Annotated in this window: 13 protein-coding genes; all 13 read right to left on the bottom strand. The window is 69.4% G+C overall.

Annotated elements, in window-relative coordinates:
- Positions 1-8: 8 nt before the first annotated feature.
- The 13 genes from JK364_RS31950 to JK364_RS31890 all read right to left on the bottom strand — a co-directional run bounded on the left by JK364_RS31950 (position 9) and on the right by JK364_RS31890 (position 17,896).
- Positions 9-542, bottom strand: a complete 534-nt coding sequence (locus JK364_RS31950) for a phage baseplate assembly protein V (protein ID WP_201854826.1) — start codon at positions 540-542, stop codon at positions 9-11.
- 54 nt (positions 543-596) lie between these two features.
- Complete coding sequence (locus JK364_RS31945; protein ID WP_201854825.1) at positions 597-1,736, bottom strand: hypothetical protein; 1,140 nt, start codon at positions 1,734-1,736, stop codon at positions 597-599.
- Positions 1,726-2,106, bottom strand: coding sequence for a LysM peptidoglycan-binding domain-containing protein (locus JK364_RS31940; protein ID WP_201854824.1), 381 nt, complete (start codon positions 2,104-2,106; stop codon positions 1,726-1,728). The genes JK364_RS31945 and JK364_RS31940 overlap by 11 nt, the downstream gene beginning before the upstream one ends.
- Before the next feature lie 6 nt (positions 2,107-2,112).
- Positions 2,113-2,799 (bottom strand): hypothetical protein, encoded by a 687-nt coding sequence (locus JK364_RS31935; RefSeq protein WP_201854823.1) that lies wholly within the window; start codon positions 2,797-2,799, stop codon positions 2,113-2,115.
- 33 nt (positions 2,800-2,832) lie between these two features.
- Positions 2,833-3,366, bottom strand: coding sequence for a HEAT repeat domain-containing protein (locus tag JK364_RS31930; protein WP_201854822.1), 534 nt, complete (start codon positions 3,364-3,366; stop codon positions 2,833-2,835).
- Positions 3,367-3,415: 49 nt separating this feature from the next.
- A complete protein-coding gene (locus tag JK364_RS31925) occupies positions 3,416-10,057 on the bottom strand; it encodes an eCIS core domain-containing protein (RefSeq protein WP_230992801.1) in 6,642 nt (2,213 codons plus the stop codon).
- Positions 10,054-10,383, bottom strand: coding sequence for a hypothetical protein (locus JK364_RS31920; RefSeq protein WP_230992800.1), 330 nt, complete (start codon positions 10,381-10,383; stop codon positions 10,054-10,056). Before JK364_RS31920 ends, JK364_RS31925 begins: the two co-directional genes overlap by 4 nt.
- Positions 10,374-12,662, bottom strand: coding sequence for an AAA family ATPase (locus tag JK364_RS31915; RefSeq protein ID WP_201854821.1), 2,289 nt, complete (start codon positions 12,660-12,662; stop codon positions 10,374-10,376). Before JK364_RS31915 ends, JK364_RS31920 begins: the two co-directional genes overlap by 10 nt.
- A 35-nt stretch (positions 12,663-12,697) precedes the next feature.
- Positions 12,698-13,630, bottom strand: a complete 933-nt coding sequence (locus JK364_RS31910; protein ID WP_201854820.1) for a Pvc16 family protein — start codon at positions 13,628-13,630, stop codon at positions 12,698-12,700.
- A gap of 5 nt (positions 13,631-13,635) precedes the next feature.
- Positions 13,636-14,379 (bottom strand): hypothetical protein, encoded by a 744-nt coding sequence (locus JK364_RS31905; protein WP_201854819.1) that lies wholly within the window; start codon positions 14,377-14,379, stop codon positions 13,636-13,638.
- Positions 14,372-15,337: a T4 family baseplate hub assembly chaperone gene (locus JK364_RS31900; RefSeq protein ID WP_201854818.1), complete on the bottom strand. Its 966-nt coding sequence runs from the start codon at positions 15,335-15,337 to the stop codon at positions 14,372-14,374. Before JK364_RS31900 ends, JK364_RS31905 begins: the two co-directional genes overlap by 8 nt.
- Before the next feature lie 179 nt (positions 15,338-15,516).
- Positions 15,517-16,041, bottom strand: coding sequence for a phage tail protein (locus JK364_RS31895; protein ID WP_059144851.1), 525 nt, complete (start codon positions 16,039-16,041; stop codon positions 15,517-15,519).
- A 7-nt stretch (positions 16,042-16,048) separates the two neighbouring features.
- Entirely contained in the window at positions 16,049-17,896 is a 1,848-nt protein-coding gene (locus tag JK364_RS31890) for a phage tail sheath family protein (protein ID WP_201854817.1), read from the bottom strand.
- Positions 17,897-18,250: the final 354 nt, after the last annotated feature.

The raw sequence follows: 18,250 nt of genomic DNA, 5'->3' as shown, positions 1-18,250 counted from the left end.
ACTTCTGACTATCGCTTTTTGGGTACTGTCAACCGACCCTGGTTCAGGTCGACTTGGTCTCCGACCAGGGAAACGGACGCTCCCTGGCCGTTGTCGAAATACACTCCGGTCGCGTCGATCTTTACGAACGCGCCGCCTGGTGCCTGCAGCAAAATGCCTTCGGCCGGAACGTCGGACATCACGATCTTGTGCTTCCCCGGCGTCTGGATCACCACGGGGTGCGCGGTCGCCGGATCGGTCCGCGCGTCTTCTGGGAGCTGCTCCCTGGCCCCGAACCAGCACCCCGTCCAGATGGGGAAGCTCGGGTCCCCCTGCTCGAACTCCATCCACACGCCGGCGCCGATGGACGGCACGACGTACTGGCCGGCGGGGAACCGCTGCTCCCCGGCGAACGGGAAGCAGGGCATGGCCCACGTACTCGGCTCGTCGCCGAGCACGTCCGGCACGTCGGCGGTGATCCTGCCGATGCCGAGGGGATCCTGATTGTCGCGGACCCGGCCTCGGTACTTGCCGAGGAAGCGGTTGTGAGGGGATGCCGCCATGGGTACTCCTGGTCGCCGTGTCTCTGAGCGTCTCTTTGTGTCTCTTTGTGTCTCTTACGGCCGAACGGTGCTGTTGCGGGCGTTGAGCCCCTCACGTGTAAGCGTGAAGTTCTGCTGGAAGGACCCGGGCCGGATGTTGTGGGTGACGGACTTGACGTAGTACTCGCCGTCGTACGTCCTCCCCGCGCCCCGCACCCCGACGAGCATGCGGGGCTGGAGGATGTACCCGTGCCGGTTGACGTCGAGCGACCCGGACCCGGAAATCGCGTCGGCGGACGTCGCCGCCCGCGCCATCGCCTCGGCCTCGGCCTGCCCCCGGTCCTTCTTCGCCGTCCCGGGGAGCGTCTTGCGCTTCAGGACGGGCGTTGGCCGCTTGCCGAGGGGCGGCCGGAGGGGGCTGATGTCCTGTTGCGGGAGGAGGGTGGAGTCCCGGGTCCTGGGGTCCTGCCAGCGGGCTTGGGGTTCCTCGCGGGCGGTGCCGTCGTAGGCGAAGGTGAGTTGGTCGACGGTGGAGTTGACGTCCATGTTGACGGTGAGCGCGTGCTGGGGTGTGCCGATGCGCTTTTCGGGGCCCCAGTAGGCGCTGGAGACCTCGGGGAAGGGCCCGGGGATGAGGTAGAAGACGTAGCCGTTGGCCTGGGCGAGATCGGTGACGTATTGGAGGTCGGTGCCGGTCTGGTAGTCGACGCGCTGCTGTGCGTTGGGCGGCTGGAGGATCTTCTCTCTGACGACATCGGCTTCGATGCCGTAGTCGGTGTACTTGGCGAGAATGCGGGTGACCCGCTGCCAGGGTGAGAGGTTGGGGTAACGGTCGGTCCGCTCTTCGAGGTCCATGAGGAGGGTGAGGTCCTCGCCGGTGACGGTGAGGGTCGTCTGCCCCGGCTGATTGCTGGCCCCCACCTCGTGGCGCACGATGAGCCCGTCGAGGAGGACGATCGGCGTGCCCTTGACGGCGGCGGTGACGATCACGCGGGTGCGGGGGTCGAAGAATCCCTCGGGGAGCAGCCGATCGATGATCGCGCCCTTTTTGGTGAGGTCGAACGCCATCTGGAAGCCGCTGCGTTCGCCCGCGGTGGTGGTGATCTGCGCAGACAGCAGCGCCTCGGTGACCTCGGGGGGCACGGCGCGGGTGAGCTTGGGCCCCATCCGTAATTCGAGGTGGATGGGCCCCTGTCCGACGGGCTCATCGGCCATTTCGCCCACCGCCTGCGCTCGGGAACCCGTCCGGAATCGCGATCTCCTCGCCCGGCTCGGCGGTCAGCTCACGGGGATCGAGGACGGGGTTGGCATCGGCGATCCGCCACCAGGCAGCGGGGTCGCCGAAGTAGCGCTGACCGAGGTGGTCGGGGCGCTCGCCACTGCTGACGATGCGGGTGGCGGTGTCCTCGTCCGCCTCGCTGATGGGCGGCAGCAGCCGCCGCTTGGCGTACCGCACGGGGGTCCCGTCGGGTTGGGTGTGGATCCCGATCTCGGCGTCGTGATAGCGGCTGGAGCGGGGGTAGGGGTGCGCCCCCGGAATCGCGTCGAGCGCACTCTCATACGACTGTGGCTGTGACCCGGCCATCTGCTTCTACACCCTCCCCAGCCCGATGTCCCCACTGTTCAACCCCAACGCGCTGAGCGCGCCTCCGCGGGCCGCCGCCGCGAGCCGCTCCTTCTGCGCGAGATGCGCGAGATAGAGCTCGGCGCCCCGGTGGCCGGCGGGGAGGTCGCTGACGGTGAGCACCTTCAGCCCGATGCTGAGGGATGCGCGGATGGGGTTGAGGTTGACGTCAAACGCCGATTCATTGATGGACAGCTCGGTGATCCGGACCGGCATGACCCGCTTACTCCCCCAGGTGAAGAGGGTCAGCGGCATCTCGATGGGGCTGATCTCGATGGTCCCCTTCTTGGAGAGCCGCATGGCCTCCCGTAACTTGGCGGTGGTCGGCTGCACGAGCATTTCGAGCGTCGCGAGCTGCGGGTGTATCCCGTCGGGCGCGGCCACCTCGAACTGATCGGTCGCGTCGATCTCTGCCGTGAACTTCCACGTCTCCTGGGCGGGCCCCTTGAGGCGCAGCGCCTCGTTCTTGTCCCCACTTCCGCTACCGCCTCCGCCGCTGTCGGCTTGGTCGCCAGCGGATTGGGGGGAGAGGGAGCGTTCCAGGGTGTCGGGGTTGAATTGGAGGATGATGATGCGTTGGGGGGTGCCGCGGTCGGGGTCCACGAGGACTATTCCGGAGCGGATGGGCTTGGGGATGTCGGCGTAGCGGGTCATGAGCGGCCCTCCTCCTGTCACTCTAGGCCAACGTCAGGTCGCATTCGACTGATCCAGCCCCTCCAGTAGATACTCAGCGCTGCGGCGAACACTGGTGTTGGGGTCATTCTCAAGGATGGAGCTGGCAATATGGCGCACGATCGGCCAACTCTCCAAATAGCCCATACCCACGAGGAGTGCTTGGCGCACCTCAGGATTTTCATCATGCGTAAGATTTTGAAATATGGCCACGACTCGTGAATCTTCTTCACTAGAGGCGGAAGCCGCAATGAGGTAGATTCCGTGGATCCTCTCATCGGGAGTGCGTGATTGTCGAAGAAATTCGAGCGCTTCGTCGACGGTCCAGCAGGGAAGCGAAGAACGAAGAGTGTGCGCAATCTCCGACACTTGCGCACCCTGGACGACGACATAGCGCAGCTCGAGATACGGATCTTCAAGAAAGGTGATTACCGTGTCGCCGCTCTTGGTCACCCAGACCTGACGCTGCGGCGACTCGCTTTCGCGCGTGACCGACTGGATGCGCCACTTCTGACCGTAGGCGACATAACCTACGCGATCCCTGCTCACGCCTCGCCTCAGTACAATTCGTGTGGCCGACATGTGTTTCCTTTCCTTACTAGATCAGGCCGTGATGTTCGAGGATGAACTTCTTGATGAACTCCACAACATCGTCCTGAGTCGAACCCCAGACTTCTTCCCTGGAGCGTAGTTGAGCCTGGAACCATCGAGTTGCCAGGTCGACCTTGCGCCACTCCAACTCACGCCGATCCTCCCCCGTCCCGTGGTCTGCCACGCGCAGAGGTTGGTTGTTATCCTCTGCCACCAGGCCCCTCGCGGCGGGCGCCGCGCCTTCCATGGACGCAGGGTAGCGACCCCTTCCACCCGTACGCTTGCGCGATTCCTTCTTGCCGTCATTACCTTCAAACTCGGCGAACGCTTGCTGGAAGGTCATTTCACCTCGAGCAATGAGGTCGATAGTCATGGGGGCAAGCGCCACGTTCTCGGGATCGCGCACAGACTCGCGCACGTACATCAAGTAGACAACACGTCCTAGTTTCTCGCGCTCATTTCTGAGCACATCCTGGGGCCACTTCCCAGTTTCAAGGAAGTTCTGCATCAATTGGGCAATAGTGGCATCCTTGCGATCAAGCGACTTCAATGCACTGATCGCATCCGGATCCAAGTCAGGAGCTCTCTTGAGTTTCCTGTTCACTCGACGCGAGATCTTGTCCCACACACGCCTCAACGTCCCGAAGAGGATCGGATATGACTTTATTCCCTTCACTTCCGAGTTGGTGGGATGAGGGGTAGCGTGCCAGTCAAATACCCTCTGCCTAACGTTTCTGTTTCTACCCTGTTCACTCTCGTCCTCGCGCCCGACTGTGTAAGCCATCATCGAGCGGGGAATATGTGCCCCCCGGTCCAACATATGCCTGACTGCGCCCGGGAAGTCTGCTCCATGCGAGATGCGGGGAAGGTCTTCGATGGGGATGTCGCGCGTCTCTCTCGGGTCATCGGACAGGAAGGCTTCCTCATCATTGATACGCTGGGCCGCGTTATTTATGCTCTCCTGCTGGAGGACTTCCGTCACCGCTCGCTGGATGATTAAACGGATTTCCTGTGGAGATGGCACGTACGCAGATCCGGCAGTGCCGTTGGGGTTTAGCCTCGCCAGGATATCTCGCTGAGATCCTGACTTCTCTGCTTCCAGCGAAGTGAGTCGATACCACGCGCGCATCGCCATTAGCGAAAGCCGGAACGGAATGCCAGTCGTGCCACGTGTCAGCGCGCCCTGGATCCGGGGACGAATGCGCGATAAAATCTTCTGCAGTCGCGCATCCTTGGAGTCCTTCGAGTCGTCCTCCTTCTTGCGCCTATCCTTTTCCGGCTTGGACTTGGGCCTGCCCGGGCCGCTCTTGTCGGGATGGGGCTTGCGGTTGTTGGGGCCCTTCTTGTTCGGGCGCCTGCCGGGGCCGTCCTTGTCGGGTTTGGGCTTTCGGGGGCCTGGCTTGTCGCCGTCCTTGTCCGGCTTGGGCTTCTTCGGGTCGTCCTTGTCGGGCCTGGGCTTGGTGGGGTCCGGGTCCTTGGGGTCCTTGGGCGAGGGCTTGTCGTCGTTCTTCGGCCGGTCGTCGGGGCCCTTGTCGTCCTTGGGGCTACTCGGGGTTTTGTCGTCCTTGGGGTTGGGCTTGGTCTGCGGCTCGGGCTTCGGCTTGGCTGGGGGTTTCGGCTCGGGCTTCGGTTTGGCGACCGGGGTTGGGCGGGTGTCTGGGCGGTCTTCGGTCGGCTTGGGTTTGCCGTTTTTGTCCTTCGTCGTGGGAGCCGGGGTCTTGGTGTCAGGTGTGGGCTTGGGCCTGCCGGGGGTCTCGGGCCTGGTGGGTTTCGGCCGCGACTGCGATTGCGTTGTGGGTTTCTTGGGGGTCGGTTCGGTGCCGGGCTTCGGCTTGGTGGTCGTCGTTGGGCGCGTCGTCGGGGCGCTCGTTTCGGCCGGGTGTTGGGTTTTCTCGTCGCCCGGCTTGCCGCCCCGACCGTCCGCGCCCTCCCCGTCCGCGCCGCCCTTCCCGCCCGCTCCGCCCTTGCCTCCCTTCCCCTGGCCCAGCTTCGCCGCGATGGCCTTGAAGCGCCGGCCCACCTTCGCGACGTACTTGCCGATGCCGGACAGCAGCGCCTGGTAGGCCAGTTCCAGGAGCGCCACGATGCCCGCCGCGACCGCTTTCGCGAAGAGGATGCCCGCGCCGCCCATGCGGACGAGCTTCAGCCAGTCGAGGACCGCGCCCATCGCACGCAGAATCGCGCCGAGCGAGCCGATGGCCGTGCGGATGGCGTCGATGACGGCCATCACCCAGCCCGCTCCCGGGATCAGCTTGGCGATCACCTTCGTGATGACGATCTCGCCGATGATGAAGGGGAGTTGGGGGACGATCGCGTCCCACGTCTCCTTGACGATCTGCTCCAGCGTGAAGCCGCCCTTGAACAGCTTGTCCAGGATGGCCTTGGGGACGCCGATAATCTCCTGGATCTTGGACTGGAACCACTCCTTGACGGCCGACTTGACCTCGCGGAAGAGGTGGTTCTTCGCGCCGTCCACCGCCGAGTTCTTCGCACCGCTCAGCCAGCCGCCGGGGTCGGTGAGGAAGTCGACCGCGATGAGCATGAAGTCGCCGAGCGCACCCAGCAGCTTGGAAGCGAAGTCCAGGACCTGCTTGACCGCATCCACGACGGCCTTGACCACGTCGAGCAGCATCTTCTTCAGGACGTCGAGGATGCTGCTCAGCAGCTTGCCGAGGGCGTTCAGCAGGTCGGTGATGGCCTGCTTGAGCATCGTGGCTAGCTTGTTGACGAGGGCGATCGCGGCGTTGATCAGGCCCGTGATGAAGTTCCGGATGCGCTTGGCCAGGTCGATGACGGCCCGCACCATCGCCTTGGCGAACTCGATCAGGTCATTGATGAAGTTCTTGATCGCGTCAACGATCGCCTTACGGGCGTCGTTGATCCAGCGCTCGACCGTCTCCTTGAAGTTCTTGATGAAGCCGACGACCGCGTCACGCGCCTCCTTGATGACGCGGACGATGGCGTTCTTGATCTCGATGACTTTGTCTTTGATCCAGTCGAAAGCCTTGCTGACCCAGTTGCCCGACTCGTTGGCACTCGCGTCGCGCTTCTTCTCGGCATCCCGTTCGGCTTGGTCGCTCTTGTCCTGGATCTTCTTGTCGCTGTCGTCCTTCTCCTTGCCGACGTCCTTGTCGGTCTTCTCTTCCTTGTCCTTGACGTCCTTGCGGATCTTCTCGTGGCGCTCGGTCTTCTTGTCGCCGAGAGACTGGAGTTCCTTGTCCTGCTCCGTACGCCAGTCCGCACGCTTGGCGGTGACCTCCGTCATCGCCTTCTGACGCTCGCTCGCCTGGCTCTTGGTGTTGGTCGCGATCTCCGCGTTGACCTGCTGCTTGTGCTTCTGCTGACCATTCCGGAAGTCGCCATCCTTGGCCTTTCGGCCTTCGGACATAGTCTTCTGGCCGTCGGAGAAGGCGGCTTGGAACTGCGGTCCGCGTTCGTGCTCCGCCACTTCCGAAGCGGCTTCGGGCGGAACGGCGCCTGTCGTCGCACCGCCCTTGGGCGCACCGCCGCCTCCGCCGCCCTGCTGGCCAGGGACCTTCGCCTCCATCTGCTCCTTGGGAGCGTCGGGGTAGACCTGGTCCTCGCCCATGCGACGGCCGGCGTCGTCCCGCCCCGTGGCAACGGTTTCCTGACCCTTGGTGTCGACGGCCGAGCCCTGTTCGCCAGCCGTCTGGTCGGCGGCGCCCTGCATCTTTACGCCCGGTGCGTTACCCGCCTGGGCCTGCTTGAGTGCCTCGTCCTTGGTCGGCAGCCCGGCGAACTTGGCGGCCAACTCCTGTGCGTCCACCTTGAAACCGGCCCAGCTCAGGAGCTTGCCGACGCCGAAGCCCAGGGCCATCTTGAAGGTGTCCCAGCCGCTGGGTTCCTCGGCCTTCTCCGCCTCGATCTGGCCCTCGGGCTCCTTGGCGCCCTCGACCTTGGCGTCCTCCTTCTCCGGGGCTTCGGACTTCTGGGCCGGATCCTGCGAGTACTGAGCCGGGGCGTCGGTCTTCGGCTTGCCCTGGAGGGTCTGCGGGGCGCCTGCCGGACGCTGCATCGAGGGCGGGGCGGCGGCGAGAGCCTTGTGTTCGTCGCCGACGGTGCGGTTCACCGAGCCGCCTACGCCGGTCATGGCCTGCAGCGCCACATGGGGCTTGAGCCTGGACGCGGTGGACAGGCCCGCTTCCGGGGACACCTGGGAGAGGTTCGGGGCCGGTCCGGAGTTCTTCTTCTTGCCCTTGGCGGAAGCAGACGCCTTGCCACCGCCTCCGCCCGCGCCGCCACCACCGCCGCGCGGTGTCTTGGCGGCCGGGGCCGACTTGGGCGCTGTGGGCTTCGCTCCTGACGCGGACTTGGGTGCCGACGTCTCCTTCGGTGGCGAGGGTGCAGGGTCGGCGGTCTTCTTCGGTTCCGGTGCGGGCGGCGCCGACTCCTCCGCCGGGGTCTCCATACGCTCCGTCGGCGCGCCCTGCTCGCTCTGCGCCCCGCTGCTCGCTCCGCCGGGCGTATCCGCGTTGGATCCGCCCGTGACCTGGGTGTCCCGCGCGGGTGAGGGGGACTTGGCGTCCGCCGTGGGTTCGCTCTTGGCCGCCGGCTCCGCGTCCGCCTTCTTCTGTTCCGCTTTGGCCGCGGGCTCCTGCGCCGCCTGACCGCCCACCGCCTGCTGGGATGCCTTCTCCTGCGCACCGCCCGGCCCGTCACCGGCTGCGGAGGTGCCCTTCTCCTCCTTCGCGGCCTGTTCCGTGGCTTCGCCGCCGTCCTCGGACCTGCCCGCGGCCTCCTGCACCGTCGTCTGCGCGACGACGGGCCCGTCCTTGGGGTCGGCGCCGCTCTTCGGGTCGCGTGTCGCGGCCGGTCCCGGTCGGCTCTCGGCGGCCTGCTCCACGGCGAGACCGCCGAGCCCGCCGCCTGCCGCCGCGCCGTCGTCCGCGTCCGCCGACGGCTCGGCGTCGGCGGCCGAGTCGGCAGCATCCTCTTCGGGTTCGGCGTCCTCCGCCTCGTCCTCGGCGTCCTCCGCGTCCCGTTCGGCCTGCACCTTGTCGGCCTTGGTCACCGGCGGGGCGGGGAACGACGGGGCGGGAGGGGTGGCAGATGAGGAGGGATCGAGCGTGTCCGCGGTCGGTACGCCGGACACGTCGAGGTCCTGCTCGGGCAGGAAGTCCTCCGGCTGGAGCTTGATGTCCCAGGCGCTCTTCTCCTCGCCCCCGACCTCGACCTCCGACTCACTGCCGGAGCCGAACGGATCCTCCTCCGCCCGCTCCTCCGGGCCGTCCAGATCCTGGGCACGTATGCCGTCGAGCGTGGAGAACGCACCGGGCAGCTGGGTGTCCTTGCCGGACGCCATCGGAGAACCGGTGGCTTTGTCCGCGCCCCGCTTGTCCTGCTGCTTCAGCTGCTGACCCGCCACGAGCGAATCGACCGCGCCCGGACGGTTCTTGGCCGCCGACTCCTCCTTGCTCGGCGTCGCGACGCCCTGCTGCTCCTGTCCTTCCTTCCCCGCCCCCTCCTTGCCTCCCTTTGCTTCCTTCCCCTTCTCGGAGTCCTCGTCCTTCTTCTCGGAGCCCTCGGCCTTCTTCTCGCCGCCCTGCTGCCCGCCCTCGGACTTCCCGTCGGACGCAGGGCTTCCGCCCTCGCGTCCCGCGTCGGCGCCCGGCCGCTGCTCCTGGCTCCCGCCCTGGCCCGCCTTCTCGGGCGCGCCCCCGCCGTTCTGCGGCGTGCTGCCCGGCGCGTCCTCCCCCGCGGGCTCGTCCTTCTCCGGGCCCGGCGCGGGCGCCGGGCGCTGCTCCTCCTCGCGGCGCTCCTCCGCCCTCCGCCGCCGCGTTTCGCGCTCGAGCAGCAGCTCCTCGACCGGGTCCGGCTCGACCTCCGGAGCGGCCAGCGACTCCCGCTCCAGGTTGTCGTCCGCCTCGATCTCGTCCACGAAGTCGAGCACCCGCTCGTGCTCCGAGCTGAGGAGCCTGCTCTCGAGGCGGTCGAGGACGGCGTCCTGCACCTCGTCCGGCATCCGCGCCAGTTGCATACGGGTGCGCTTGGAGCGGTCCTCGGGGTCGCCGCGCAGGGAGCGGACGACGCTGTTGGCGAGGCGGTCGACCAGGGTCGCCGGGTCGAGCTTCTCCATACGGTTGCGGTCGGCGTCAACCGTGGCGTAGCGGAGCCAGCCCGGGGTCGCGGACGCCTGCGGCTCCATCTCGGTGTCCGGCTGCCCGCCGCGTGCCAGCTCCCGCGCCGTGCCCTCCGCCTCGCGCTCCATCGCGTCCTGCGGCAGGCTCACCGCTCCCAGGTCGCGGCCCGCGCGCAGGGTGCCGAGGCCGTGGGGGTTCTGGACGGTGTGGAGCAGTTCGTGGGCGAGGAGGCGTTGGCCGTCCGTTGTGCCGGGGCGGTAGGTGTGCTCGCGGAAGAAGATGTCCTGGCCGACCGCCACCGCGTCCGCGCCCAGCAGTTCGGTGAGGTGGCCCGCGTCACGGTCGGTGTGCAGGCGGACCTGGCTGAGGTCGTGGCCGAGCTGTTCCTCGAGGTCGCGCCGGACGCTCGGGTCGAGGGGCTGTCCGGCGCCGCTGACGATGTCCTTGGGCTCGGGCGCACGGGCCTTGCCGGTCCGCTCCTTGCGCTTGCGGCGCTTGGCGGACTGGGACGCGCGGTCGTCCTGGGTGATGGACGGTGCGTTGCTCATGTCACCTCCCGCCCCCTTCCGGACAGGCCCGCGTGCACGGCCCGGGCCAGTGCCTCGCCCAGCCGGGCCGGGGAGGTGGTGGCGGGGAGCGGGGGCAGGTCGGACAGGGCCTCGATCGCCTTGCCGTCCCCGGTCGCCGCCAGCGGTACGCCGCGTTCCTGTACGAGGCGGGTCAGCTCGGTCTGGAACGCCACCGAGACCCGGTCCGGGTCGATTCCGGCGCCGAAGCCGGTCAGAGTCAGCTCGCCGATGTCCACCTGGACCGCGCTCGGCTGCTCGTTCGGACCCATCCGGTCGTTCAGGCGCATCCGGTCGTTCAGACCCATCCGGTGACCTCCGAGGGTGTGAGCGAACGGTCCAGCTTCTGGTACTCGGTGCGCGCCGCCGCCAGCATGTGGCGCATCTGGAGGCGGTCGCCCTCCTCGGCGGCGAGGAAGGCGCCCGAGAGCGCGATGTTGCGGATCGAGCCGCCCGCCACCGTGAGTCGGGCGAGGCGTTCGGGGTCGATGTCCTTCATCGGCGCTCGCGCGGGGAGCACCCGGCGCCAGATCTCGGCGCGCTCGCTCTCGCCGGGGAAGGGAAAGTCCACGACGAAGCGGATCCGGCGCATGAAGGCCGGGTCGAGGGCCTTCTTCATGTTGGTGGTGAGGATGGCCAGGCCCCGGTACGCCTCCATGCGCATCAGCAGATAGCTGACCTCCAGGTTGGCGTACCGGTCGTGGCTGTCCTTGACCTCGCTGCGCTTGCCGAACAGCGCGTCCGCCTCGTCGAAGAGCAGCAGTGCGCCACCGCGCTCGGCGGCGTCGAAGACCTTGCGCAGGTTCTTCTCGGTCTCGCCGATGTATTTGCTGACCACCTGGGAGAGGTCGATGACGAAGAGGTCCAGGCCCAGCTCCTTGGCCATCACCTCGGCGGCGAGGGTCTTGCCGGTGCCGGAGCCGCCCGCGAAGAGGGCGGTGACGCCCAGGCCGCGCCGGAGTGTCGCGGCGAAGCCCCACTCCTGGTGGACGGTGGCGCGCTGCCGTACGTGGGCGACGATCTCGCGCAGGATCCGCGCCTGGTGGTCGGCGAGCACCAGATCGTCCCAGGCGGCCTCGGGCTCGATCCGGCGGCCCAGTTCGTCCAGGCCGATGCGCGCCTCGATGAGCCCGGCGCGCCAGGCGAGTTCGGTGGGGTCCAGTGCGTCCGTGTCGGCGTCCGTGCCCGTGTCCGGGGCGGGTAGGTCGCGGCGTACGGCGGCGGCCGCGGAGCGGATGATGTGCGGCGGCAGCTGGAACTGGGCGACCAGCGACCGCAGATGGGTCTCCTCGATCTGCGGGATGTCGGCGAAGGCGTCCGCCCAGAGGGCGAGTTGTTCGCTGTCGTCCAGCCCGGGCACGGTGACGCGCTCGCCGCGCGGGCGGCCGGTCCGGCGCGGGTCCTCGCTGGAGACGACGAGGGGCACGGCGGCGCCGTCGATGAACGCGTCCGTGGCGGCGGTCTGCTCCCGGTCCGTCTCGCCGACCTCCAGCAGGAGCGCCGCGGGCAGCAGAACGGCCTCGCGCTGCCAGAGGCGGGCGAGGCGGTCGCGTTCGGCCGCGTCGGTGGGGACGTCGTCCGAGGCCATGACGTACAGCGCGAGCCCGGTGCGGCGGGCGGCCGCGGTGGCGATGTCCGTACGGGTGGTCAGGTCGCCCCCGACGAGCTCCACCCGCAGCGGGGCCTCCGGACGCGACTCGTTCCAGCCCGCGGCCACCCGGTCCGCCGCCCGGTCGTACGAGGGGGGCAGGGTCCGCGGGGGCTGCGCACGGCGCAGCAGCCCGTGCAGCCGGGCGTCGAGGTAGGGCGATCCGGCCAGGAAGTGCAGGATGCGCTCGTCGATGCGGAGGCGTGATGTGGTGAGCCGGGTCTCGTCGTCGAGGTCTATGAGCCGCCAGCGGCGGAGCGGGGACACGGGGGTGAGCGCGCTCCAGTGCGGCTCGTCGAGCGCGGCGAGGGCGAGTGAGAAGGTGGGGTACGCACGGGCCGGATCACCGCTGGCGGCGGCACACCGCGCGGCGGCGGTGGGGTCCAGCTCGGCGGCCGCCACCAGCAGAACGAGCTGGCGCTCGAAGGCGCTGAGGCCGAAACAGGCCACGAGCGCGTCGAGCGTGGCGGGGCCGGGAATCGCCTTCCGGACGCGGGCGGCAGCGGGCTGCTCGCGGTCTTCCGCGTGCGGCGGCTGGGCGACGGTGTCCGAGGGCGCGGAGGGACGGTCCGTACGGTTCCCGTCCGGCATCTGGCGGTGGTGGCCTTGGCTGTCGTCAGCCGGGGCCGTGGGCTCGTCGATGGTGGTGGCGCCCGGTGCGGCGGCGTTGGAGGCGACTGCGCTGGTGGCGCCAGGGCGGACCGCACCGGGGCCGGCGGCGTCTGTACGGGCGGAGCCAGAGCCCGTGGCAGCGTGTCGGGGGGCGTCGGGCCGGGAGCCGTTGGAGGTGGCGCGGCGGGCGTGGGCGTCGACGCGGGCCAGCACGGCCTGAACGGCGGCGGCCAGCGCCTGCCCGTCCTCGGCCGCGATGGCGTCCGCGCTCGCACTGGCCTCGTTGGCCGCCGATGCGCGGCCGCTTCGGCCATTCCGCGTACCCATGCTGTCGTCCACCCCCTTCTCCCCCACCGTGTGCCTCAGCTCTCCGTGTCCTCGGTACGGCCACCGCGGCGCCGGGGCGTGGCCTTGCGTGTACGCGCGGGCGTGGCGGCGGACTTGGCGGCGGCGGACTTCGTGGTCTTGGTCGCGGCCGACTTGGTGGCGGCCGCCTTCGCGGTCTTGGCCGCTTTGGCGGTCTTGGCGGCGGCCGTCTTCGCGGCGGCGGGGCGCCTCGTGGTGGGCTGGGCGGGCGACGGGGTTTCGGCCTCCGTCGACGCCTCCGCCTCTGCCTCCGCCTCGGCGGGTTCCCCGGACCGTTCCGGCTCCGTCCCCGGCAGGGTGGGTGGCTCCGGTGCTCCCGGCGCGCCGAAGGGCAGCACCCGCACCGTGGGCCGTTCCACCGGCTTCGCCGGGACCGGGCGTTCGCGCCCCTCGATCAGAACCAACGAGCCCTGGTAGCAGACCGACAGCACATACGGGGTCTGGTAGAGCATCCCCCAGAGCTTGGAGGTCTCGTCCACGTCCATCTGCGTCGGGGTGAAGCGCATGCGCTGCACCGCCTCGGCCAGGTCGCTGCCCGTCAGGTACGAGCGCCGGGCGGCCTCCTCGATCACGTCCTTCGGCAGCATCGGGATCTCGTGCAGGATGCGCACCACGGTGCCGATCAGGCGTTGCCCGACCAGTTCGGACTCCTCGCCGTACGCGCTGATCAGGTAGTGCAGATCCATCGCCGCGGCCGGTCGCTTGAGCAGGGTGCCGTCCGAGGCGCGGGTGGGCAGGTCGGTGGCGCGCATCGAGGCGTTCGGGGTGACCTGGTAGAGGAAGATGTTGATGGTCGGTTCGGTGGGCGGCTCCGGCGGGGGCCTCCGGGTGTCCACCGTGACCGCGATGTCGATCTCGGGCCGCAGATTGTTCGCGATCAGCAGCGCGAGGGCCTGGGTGACGGTCGCGAAGGCGAGTCCGTTGCTCATGGGTGTCAGTCCCTCCTCTCGCCGCGGGCCAGGTAGTCCTCCAGGCTCAGCGCGGGTGCGCGCCGTTCCGTCGTTCCGGCGCGGGCGCCCGTGGCGCGGTCGGCGCCGGGCGGGGCGGCGGCGGTGACCTCCAGCCGCCCGATCTGGACGTGCACCGTGCGCTGGGCGGACCGGGCGCGGCGCCGCCCGGCGGGGAGCCGCGCGGCCTCGCGGCCGAGGGCGGGGTCGGCCGCGCGGGGCCGCAGTGGCGCGGCGGCCACCGCGGACCACACGTCCGCGGACGGCAAGCCGGGCGAGGGCCGGGCGGCCGTCGGTGTGGCGTCGGGCGCCGGGGACGCCGTGGTGCCTCGCCGGGTGGCCGGGGCGTCGGGAGCGAGCGGGTTCGGCCTGGCGGCGATCTGTGTGCTGGGGAGCAACAGCGGTGCCGGGGCGAGGGGTTCGGCGGGCCGCTCCACGTCCTCGTACGGTGTGGGCTCGGCGCGTACGACGGTGTGCCGGTCGGTCCTGACCTCGCGGTCGTGCCGGACCACCTCCTGGTGGCGGTCGGCCGCCGTTGGCGGGGACACCCGGGCAGGCGCGGGCTCCTCCGGAAGCGGCGACTCCCCTCGTAGCGCCTCGATCCGCTCGTACGGGCCCGGCAGCCGCGGCCGTACCCGGACCGGGCGGTCGCCGGCGCCGCCGCCCGCCGCCGGCCCGGGTACGGGGACGGGGGCGTGCCGCGCGAGCAGCCGGTCGAAGTAGTCAGCCATCTGCGCAGAGCTCCAGGTAGTAACGGCGCCGCAGCGGGCTGAGCGCCAGGATCTGAGGCTCGCTCCAGCCGTATGCGGTGGCGAGCAGGTGGACATCGAGGAGCAGGTCCCGGGCCCAGTGGTCGAGTTCGGCCCAGAGGTAGGAGGCGATATCCAGCTCGGCCCGGGTGGCCTCGCCGCATTCGGGGCAGGCGACGTTGAGCGTCACATCGGCCGCCGGGTCGGCGCGTTCGGCGGCCTCGGCGAGGCGCCGCTGCACCGGCTCCGGCAGTTCGGCCGCGGGGAGGCGGTCGGCGGCGACGGGCCGCCCCGAACGGTGCACGGAGACGATGCAGCGGGCGAGCAGGGCCCGGCGGGCGCGGGTGGCGGCGGTGGGCTCTCGCTCGGCCTCGCCGCCGTACGAGTCCGACTCGCCGCCGTACGAGTCCGAGGCCGCGTCCAGGTTCGCGTTCGTGCCCGCGTCCACGTTCCCGTTCGCGCCCACGTTCCCGTTCCCGTTCGTGTTCGTGTTCCCGTTCGCGCCCACGCCCACGTTCGCGTCCACGCCCACGTTCCCGTTCGCGCCCAAGGGCCCGCCCGCTTCGGCCGCCGCCTGCGCGGCGGCCTCCACGTCGGCGACGGTGGGCAGCCGCAACTCGACCGTCCACTCGCCCTCCTCCACCCGGAGCGGGCCGTCCCGCTCCCCCGGGCGCACGCCCAGGTCGCGTGCGTCGAGGTCGAACTCCATGGCCTCGCCGCACCCACCGCACTCGGCCCGGATCTGCATCCGCTCGCCGAAGAGCGCGCGGCGCAGGGCGTACAGATCCGCCTCGCGCTCGCCCACCGGCAGCGACAGCAGTTCGTCCGCCGCGGTCTCCGGGCGGGCCGCCCGGTGCAGCAGCAGGGCGCGGCCGGGGCCGTGGTGCGCCAGCCCCAGCTCCCAGATGGCCAGCAGCTCCGCGGGCCCCGTGTTCCCCATCTCTCAGGCCGTCCGCTCCCCGTACCGTGCCGTGCCGTGCCGTTCCCCCGTACCCGTGACCGTCGCCGTCGCGGTGACCGCCGCCGCCGCGCCACAGCCGTAGCCGCGCCAGAGCCCTGGACATGCCACAGCCGTAGCCGCTCCCGTCCGCCGTCCCGCGCCCCGTCCCCGTCCCCCGCCTACGCGGGATGCGTGAACGAGGGCTCTTCCGGCTCCGGCACCTCGTAGTCCCGCTCCCAGCCCTCGCACTCCAGCTTCAGGCTCTGGATCGCGACCGCGTTGGCGTTGGCGTCCAGCTCGCCCAGGACCTGGTACTCGCTCGGCCAGGTCCGGTAGAGCTTGTGCGAGACGGCCACCTGGCCCGCCTCGTTGAGGACCTGGATGACGATGTCCTTGCGGAAGTCGGCGAGCGAGACCTCGGAGCCGAGCCCCGCGCCGACCTGCCAGACCTTGTTGGCCCAGCGGTCGAACTCGGGGTCGTGGGTGACGCCGCGCTCCAGGGTGATCCCCTCGAACTCGGACCGGCCCGGGGACTTGCGGGGTGAGCTGGGGTCGCCGCCGTTGCGGTGTTTGACGACCTCGGTGGTGCGCTTGAGCGGACTGATCTTGCTGATGCCCGCGACCGTACGACCGTCCCAGAGGACCAGAAACTTGAAGTTCTTGTACGGGTCGAAGCGATGGGCGTTGACCTGGAACTCAGCCATCACATTCCTAAATCTCGAACTGTCCGGCCATCTGCTGGATCTTGACGATCACGAACTCCGCGGGCTTGACCGGCGCAATACCGACCACGACATTCACGATGCCGTTGGCGATGTCCTCGTCCGTCGTGGTGTCCTTGTCGCACTTGACGAAGTACGCCTGCCGCGGAGTGCCGCCCTTGAACGCGCCCTTCTCGAACAGCGTGTGGAGGTAGCCGGAAGCGTTCAGCCGGATCTGCTGCCACAACTGCTCCGTATTGGGTTCGAAAACGACCCATTGCAGTCCGCGGCGCAGGCTCTCCTCGATATGCAGCGCCAGCCGCCGTACCGGGACGTACTTCCATTCGCTGTCGAGCGCGTCGGCGCCGCGCAGCGTGCGGGCGCCCCAGACCAGCGGGCCCACCACCGGGAACGTGCGCAGGCAGTTGATGCCCAGCGGGTTGAGCAGCCCGTTCTCGCGGTCGGTCAGCTGGACGGCGAGCGAGTGCACCCCGGCCAGCCGCGCCTCGGTCCCGGCCGGTGCCTTCCACACGCCGCGCTCGCCGTCCGTACGGGCCATGACGCCCGCGAGCGCCCCGGAGGGCGGGAAGGCGCGCGGCCGCCCGGTGAGCGGGTCGGTGAGCCGCAGCTGCGGGAAGTACAGCGCGGCGTGGTCGCTGCGGACCGGCTCGAAGGCACCGATCCCGGCGCGCGCCGCGTCCACGCTGCCCCAGGCCGAGGGCGCGTCGACCAGCAGGAAGATCCGCCGCTCCCGGCACAGCCGGTCGGCCGCCGACAGCACGGTGACCATGTCGCCCACGGACTCGTATCCGGCGAGCTCGGGCAGTGACAGCAGGTTGACGTCCTCGATGTCGCGCAGCGCCTGGAGGCCGGTCTTGTCGGCCTCGCTGCCGATGAGGTCGCGGGGGCCGGGCGGGGCGCCGTCCTCGCCGCCGGACAGCGGGAAGACGGGCGGGTTGACCGATGCCTCCAGGCCCAGGTCATTGGCGCATTCGCCCAGGAAGCGCACCACGTCGTCGGGGTCGATGGAGCCGGCGACGACCTGGAGGCGGCGGCCGAACGCGGTGACCTCGGTGCCCGCGAAGGCGTGCTTGCCGGGGGCGTCGGGCAGCGCGCGCAGCTTGCGCTCCAGGAGCAGGGCCAGCTCGGTGACGTCGCACGGAGCCTCGCCGTCGCAGTCCGGGTCGTAGAGGGTGAACGCGCGCTCCACCTCGCCGATCTTGACCGTCAGCTCGACCTCGAGATCGGGGAGTTCCTCCGCGAACGGCTTGGAGACCGTGCCGGAGGGGTCCGGCCGGCCCTCGCCGACCGCCTTGACCCGGATCAGCGCCGACCCGGCGTTGACCACGGTCTCGGCGTGGCGGCCGTGGGCGGGGTCCATGGACAGGTTGGTGAAGGACTCGCGGGAGGCGCCCCGGGCGTCGAGCACATGGAGGTTGAAGGTCTCCTCCGGGCACGGGGTGTCGTAGTCGACGGCAAGCCGCAGGCCCGAGCCCCAGTGGCCGGGCTCCTTGGCGTGCACCTCCAGCACGGGGCATTCGCTGTGGCCCTCGGTGGATTCGAGGGTGACGCAAGCGGCCTTGCCGGTCCCGGCCTTGGTCACGCGGACGACGACCGCCACGGTGCCGCCGTTGCCGAAGAACTGGTGCACCGCGTAGCCGACCGCGCTCTGCGAGGTGAGGCCCCCGAAACGGCGCTCGAAGTCGGCGAAGCTGGTGATGCGGACCGGAGTGTTCAGCGGGCCCCGCCGGGTGTGGCCCACGAAGGCGGTCACCGAGGTGGTGACCGAGGCGATGGTACGGACGCTGCTGGGAAGCTCTTCGATGTAGACACCGGGATAGCCCGCGGGCGTCGGCATTCCCCCTCCATTCTCTTCAGCGCATCAAGAGATGAGGAGGGGAAGTGAAGATCATACGCGCGGATTTTCCACCGCGCACACAATTTCTCCTGGCACTTCCCCCGGTCGCACGCCCCCGCGAAACCGGTATCGCAGGATTCGGAACGTCGCTTGCGGCTCCTGATGCGTGAGTGCGATTTGAGTTTCCGTGCTCGGCGTGATTCCGGTCAAGACATTGATCCGGTCATCTCCTTCACGGGGAATTCCTAGATCGTTTCGTCCTCTCCATGGAGTTGACCAAGCCATTACCGTGCGCGAACACTTCCGGCAATTCGTGATCACAAAATCCCGGCCGGTGCGCGCCGACGGCGAGAA

The organism is Streptomyces endocoffeicus (assembly GCF_016741935.1).
GTDB classification, from domain to species: Bacteria; Actinomycetota; Actinomycetes; order Streptomycetales; family Streptomycetaceae; genus Streptomyces; species Streptomyces endocoffeicus.
Note: the sequence above shows the minus strand (reverse complement) of the source record. Positions and strands in the feature narration are given on the sequence as shown.

Bases quoted from the DNA above. Each gene is read 5' to 3' on its own strand.
- JK364_RS31905 (WP_201854819.1), bottom strand. From the start codon at position 14,379: ATGGCTGACTACTTCGACCGGCTGCTCGCGCGGCACGCCCCCGTCCCC.
- JK364_RS31945 (WP_201854825.1), bottom strand. From the start codon at position 1,736: ATGGCCGATGAGCCCGTCGGACAGGGGCCCATCCACCTCGAATTACGG.
- JK364_RS31900 (WP_201854818.1), bottom strand. From the start codon at position 15,337: ATGGGGAACACGGGGCCCGCGGAGCTGCTGGCCATCTGGGAGCTGGGG.
- JK364_RS31940 (WP_201854824.1), bottom strand. From the start codon at position 2,106: ATGGCCGGGTCACAGCCACAGTCGTATGAGAGTGCGCTCGACGCGATT.
- JK364_RS31935 (WP_201854823.1), bottom strand. From the start codon at position 2,799: ATGACCCGCTACGCCGACATCCCCAAGCCCATCCGCTCCGGAATAGTC.
- JK364_RS31925 (WP_230992801.1), bottom strand. From the start codon at position 10,057: ATGAGCAACGCACCGTCCATCACCCAGGACGACCGCGCGTCCCAGTCC.
- JK364_RS31920 (WP_230992800.1), bottom strand. From the start codon at position 10,383: ATGGGTCTGAACGACCGGATGCGCCTGAACGACCGGATGGGTCCGAAC.
- JK364_RS31910 (WP_201854820.1), bottom strand. From the start codon at position 13,630: ATGAGCAACGGACTCGCCTTCGCGACCGTCACCCAGGCCCTCGCGCTG.
- JK364_RS31895 (WP_059144851.1), bottom strand. From the start codon at position 16,041: ATGGCTGAGTTCCAGGTCAACGCCCATCGCTTCGACCCGTACAAGAAC.
- JK364_RS31950 (WP_201854826.1), bottom strand. From the start codon at position 542: ATGGCGGCATCCCCTCACAACCGCTTCCTCGGCAAGTACCGAGGCCGG.
- JK364_RS31890 (WP_201854817.1), bottom strand. From the start codon at position 17,896: ATGCCGACGCCCGCGGGCTATCCCGGTGTCTACATCGAAGAGCTTCCC.
- JK364_RS31915 (WP_201854821.1), bottom strand. From the start codon at position 12,662: ATGGGTACGCGGAATGGCCGAAGCGGCCGCGCATCGGCGGCCAACGAG.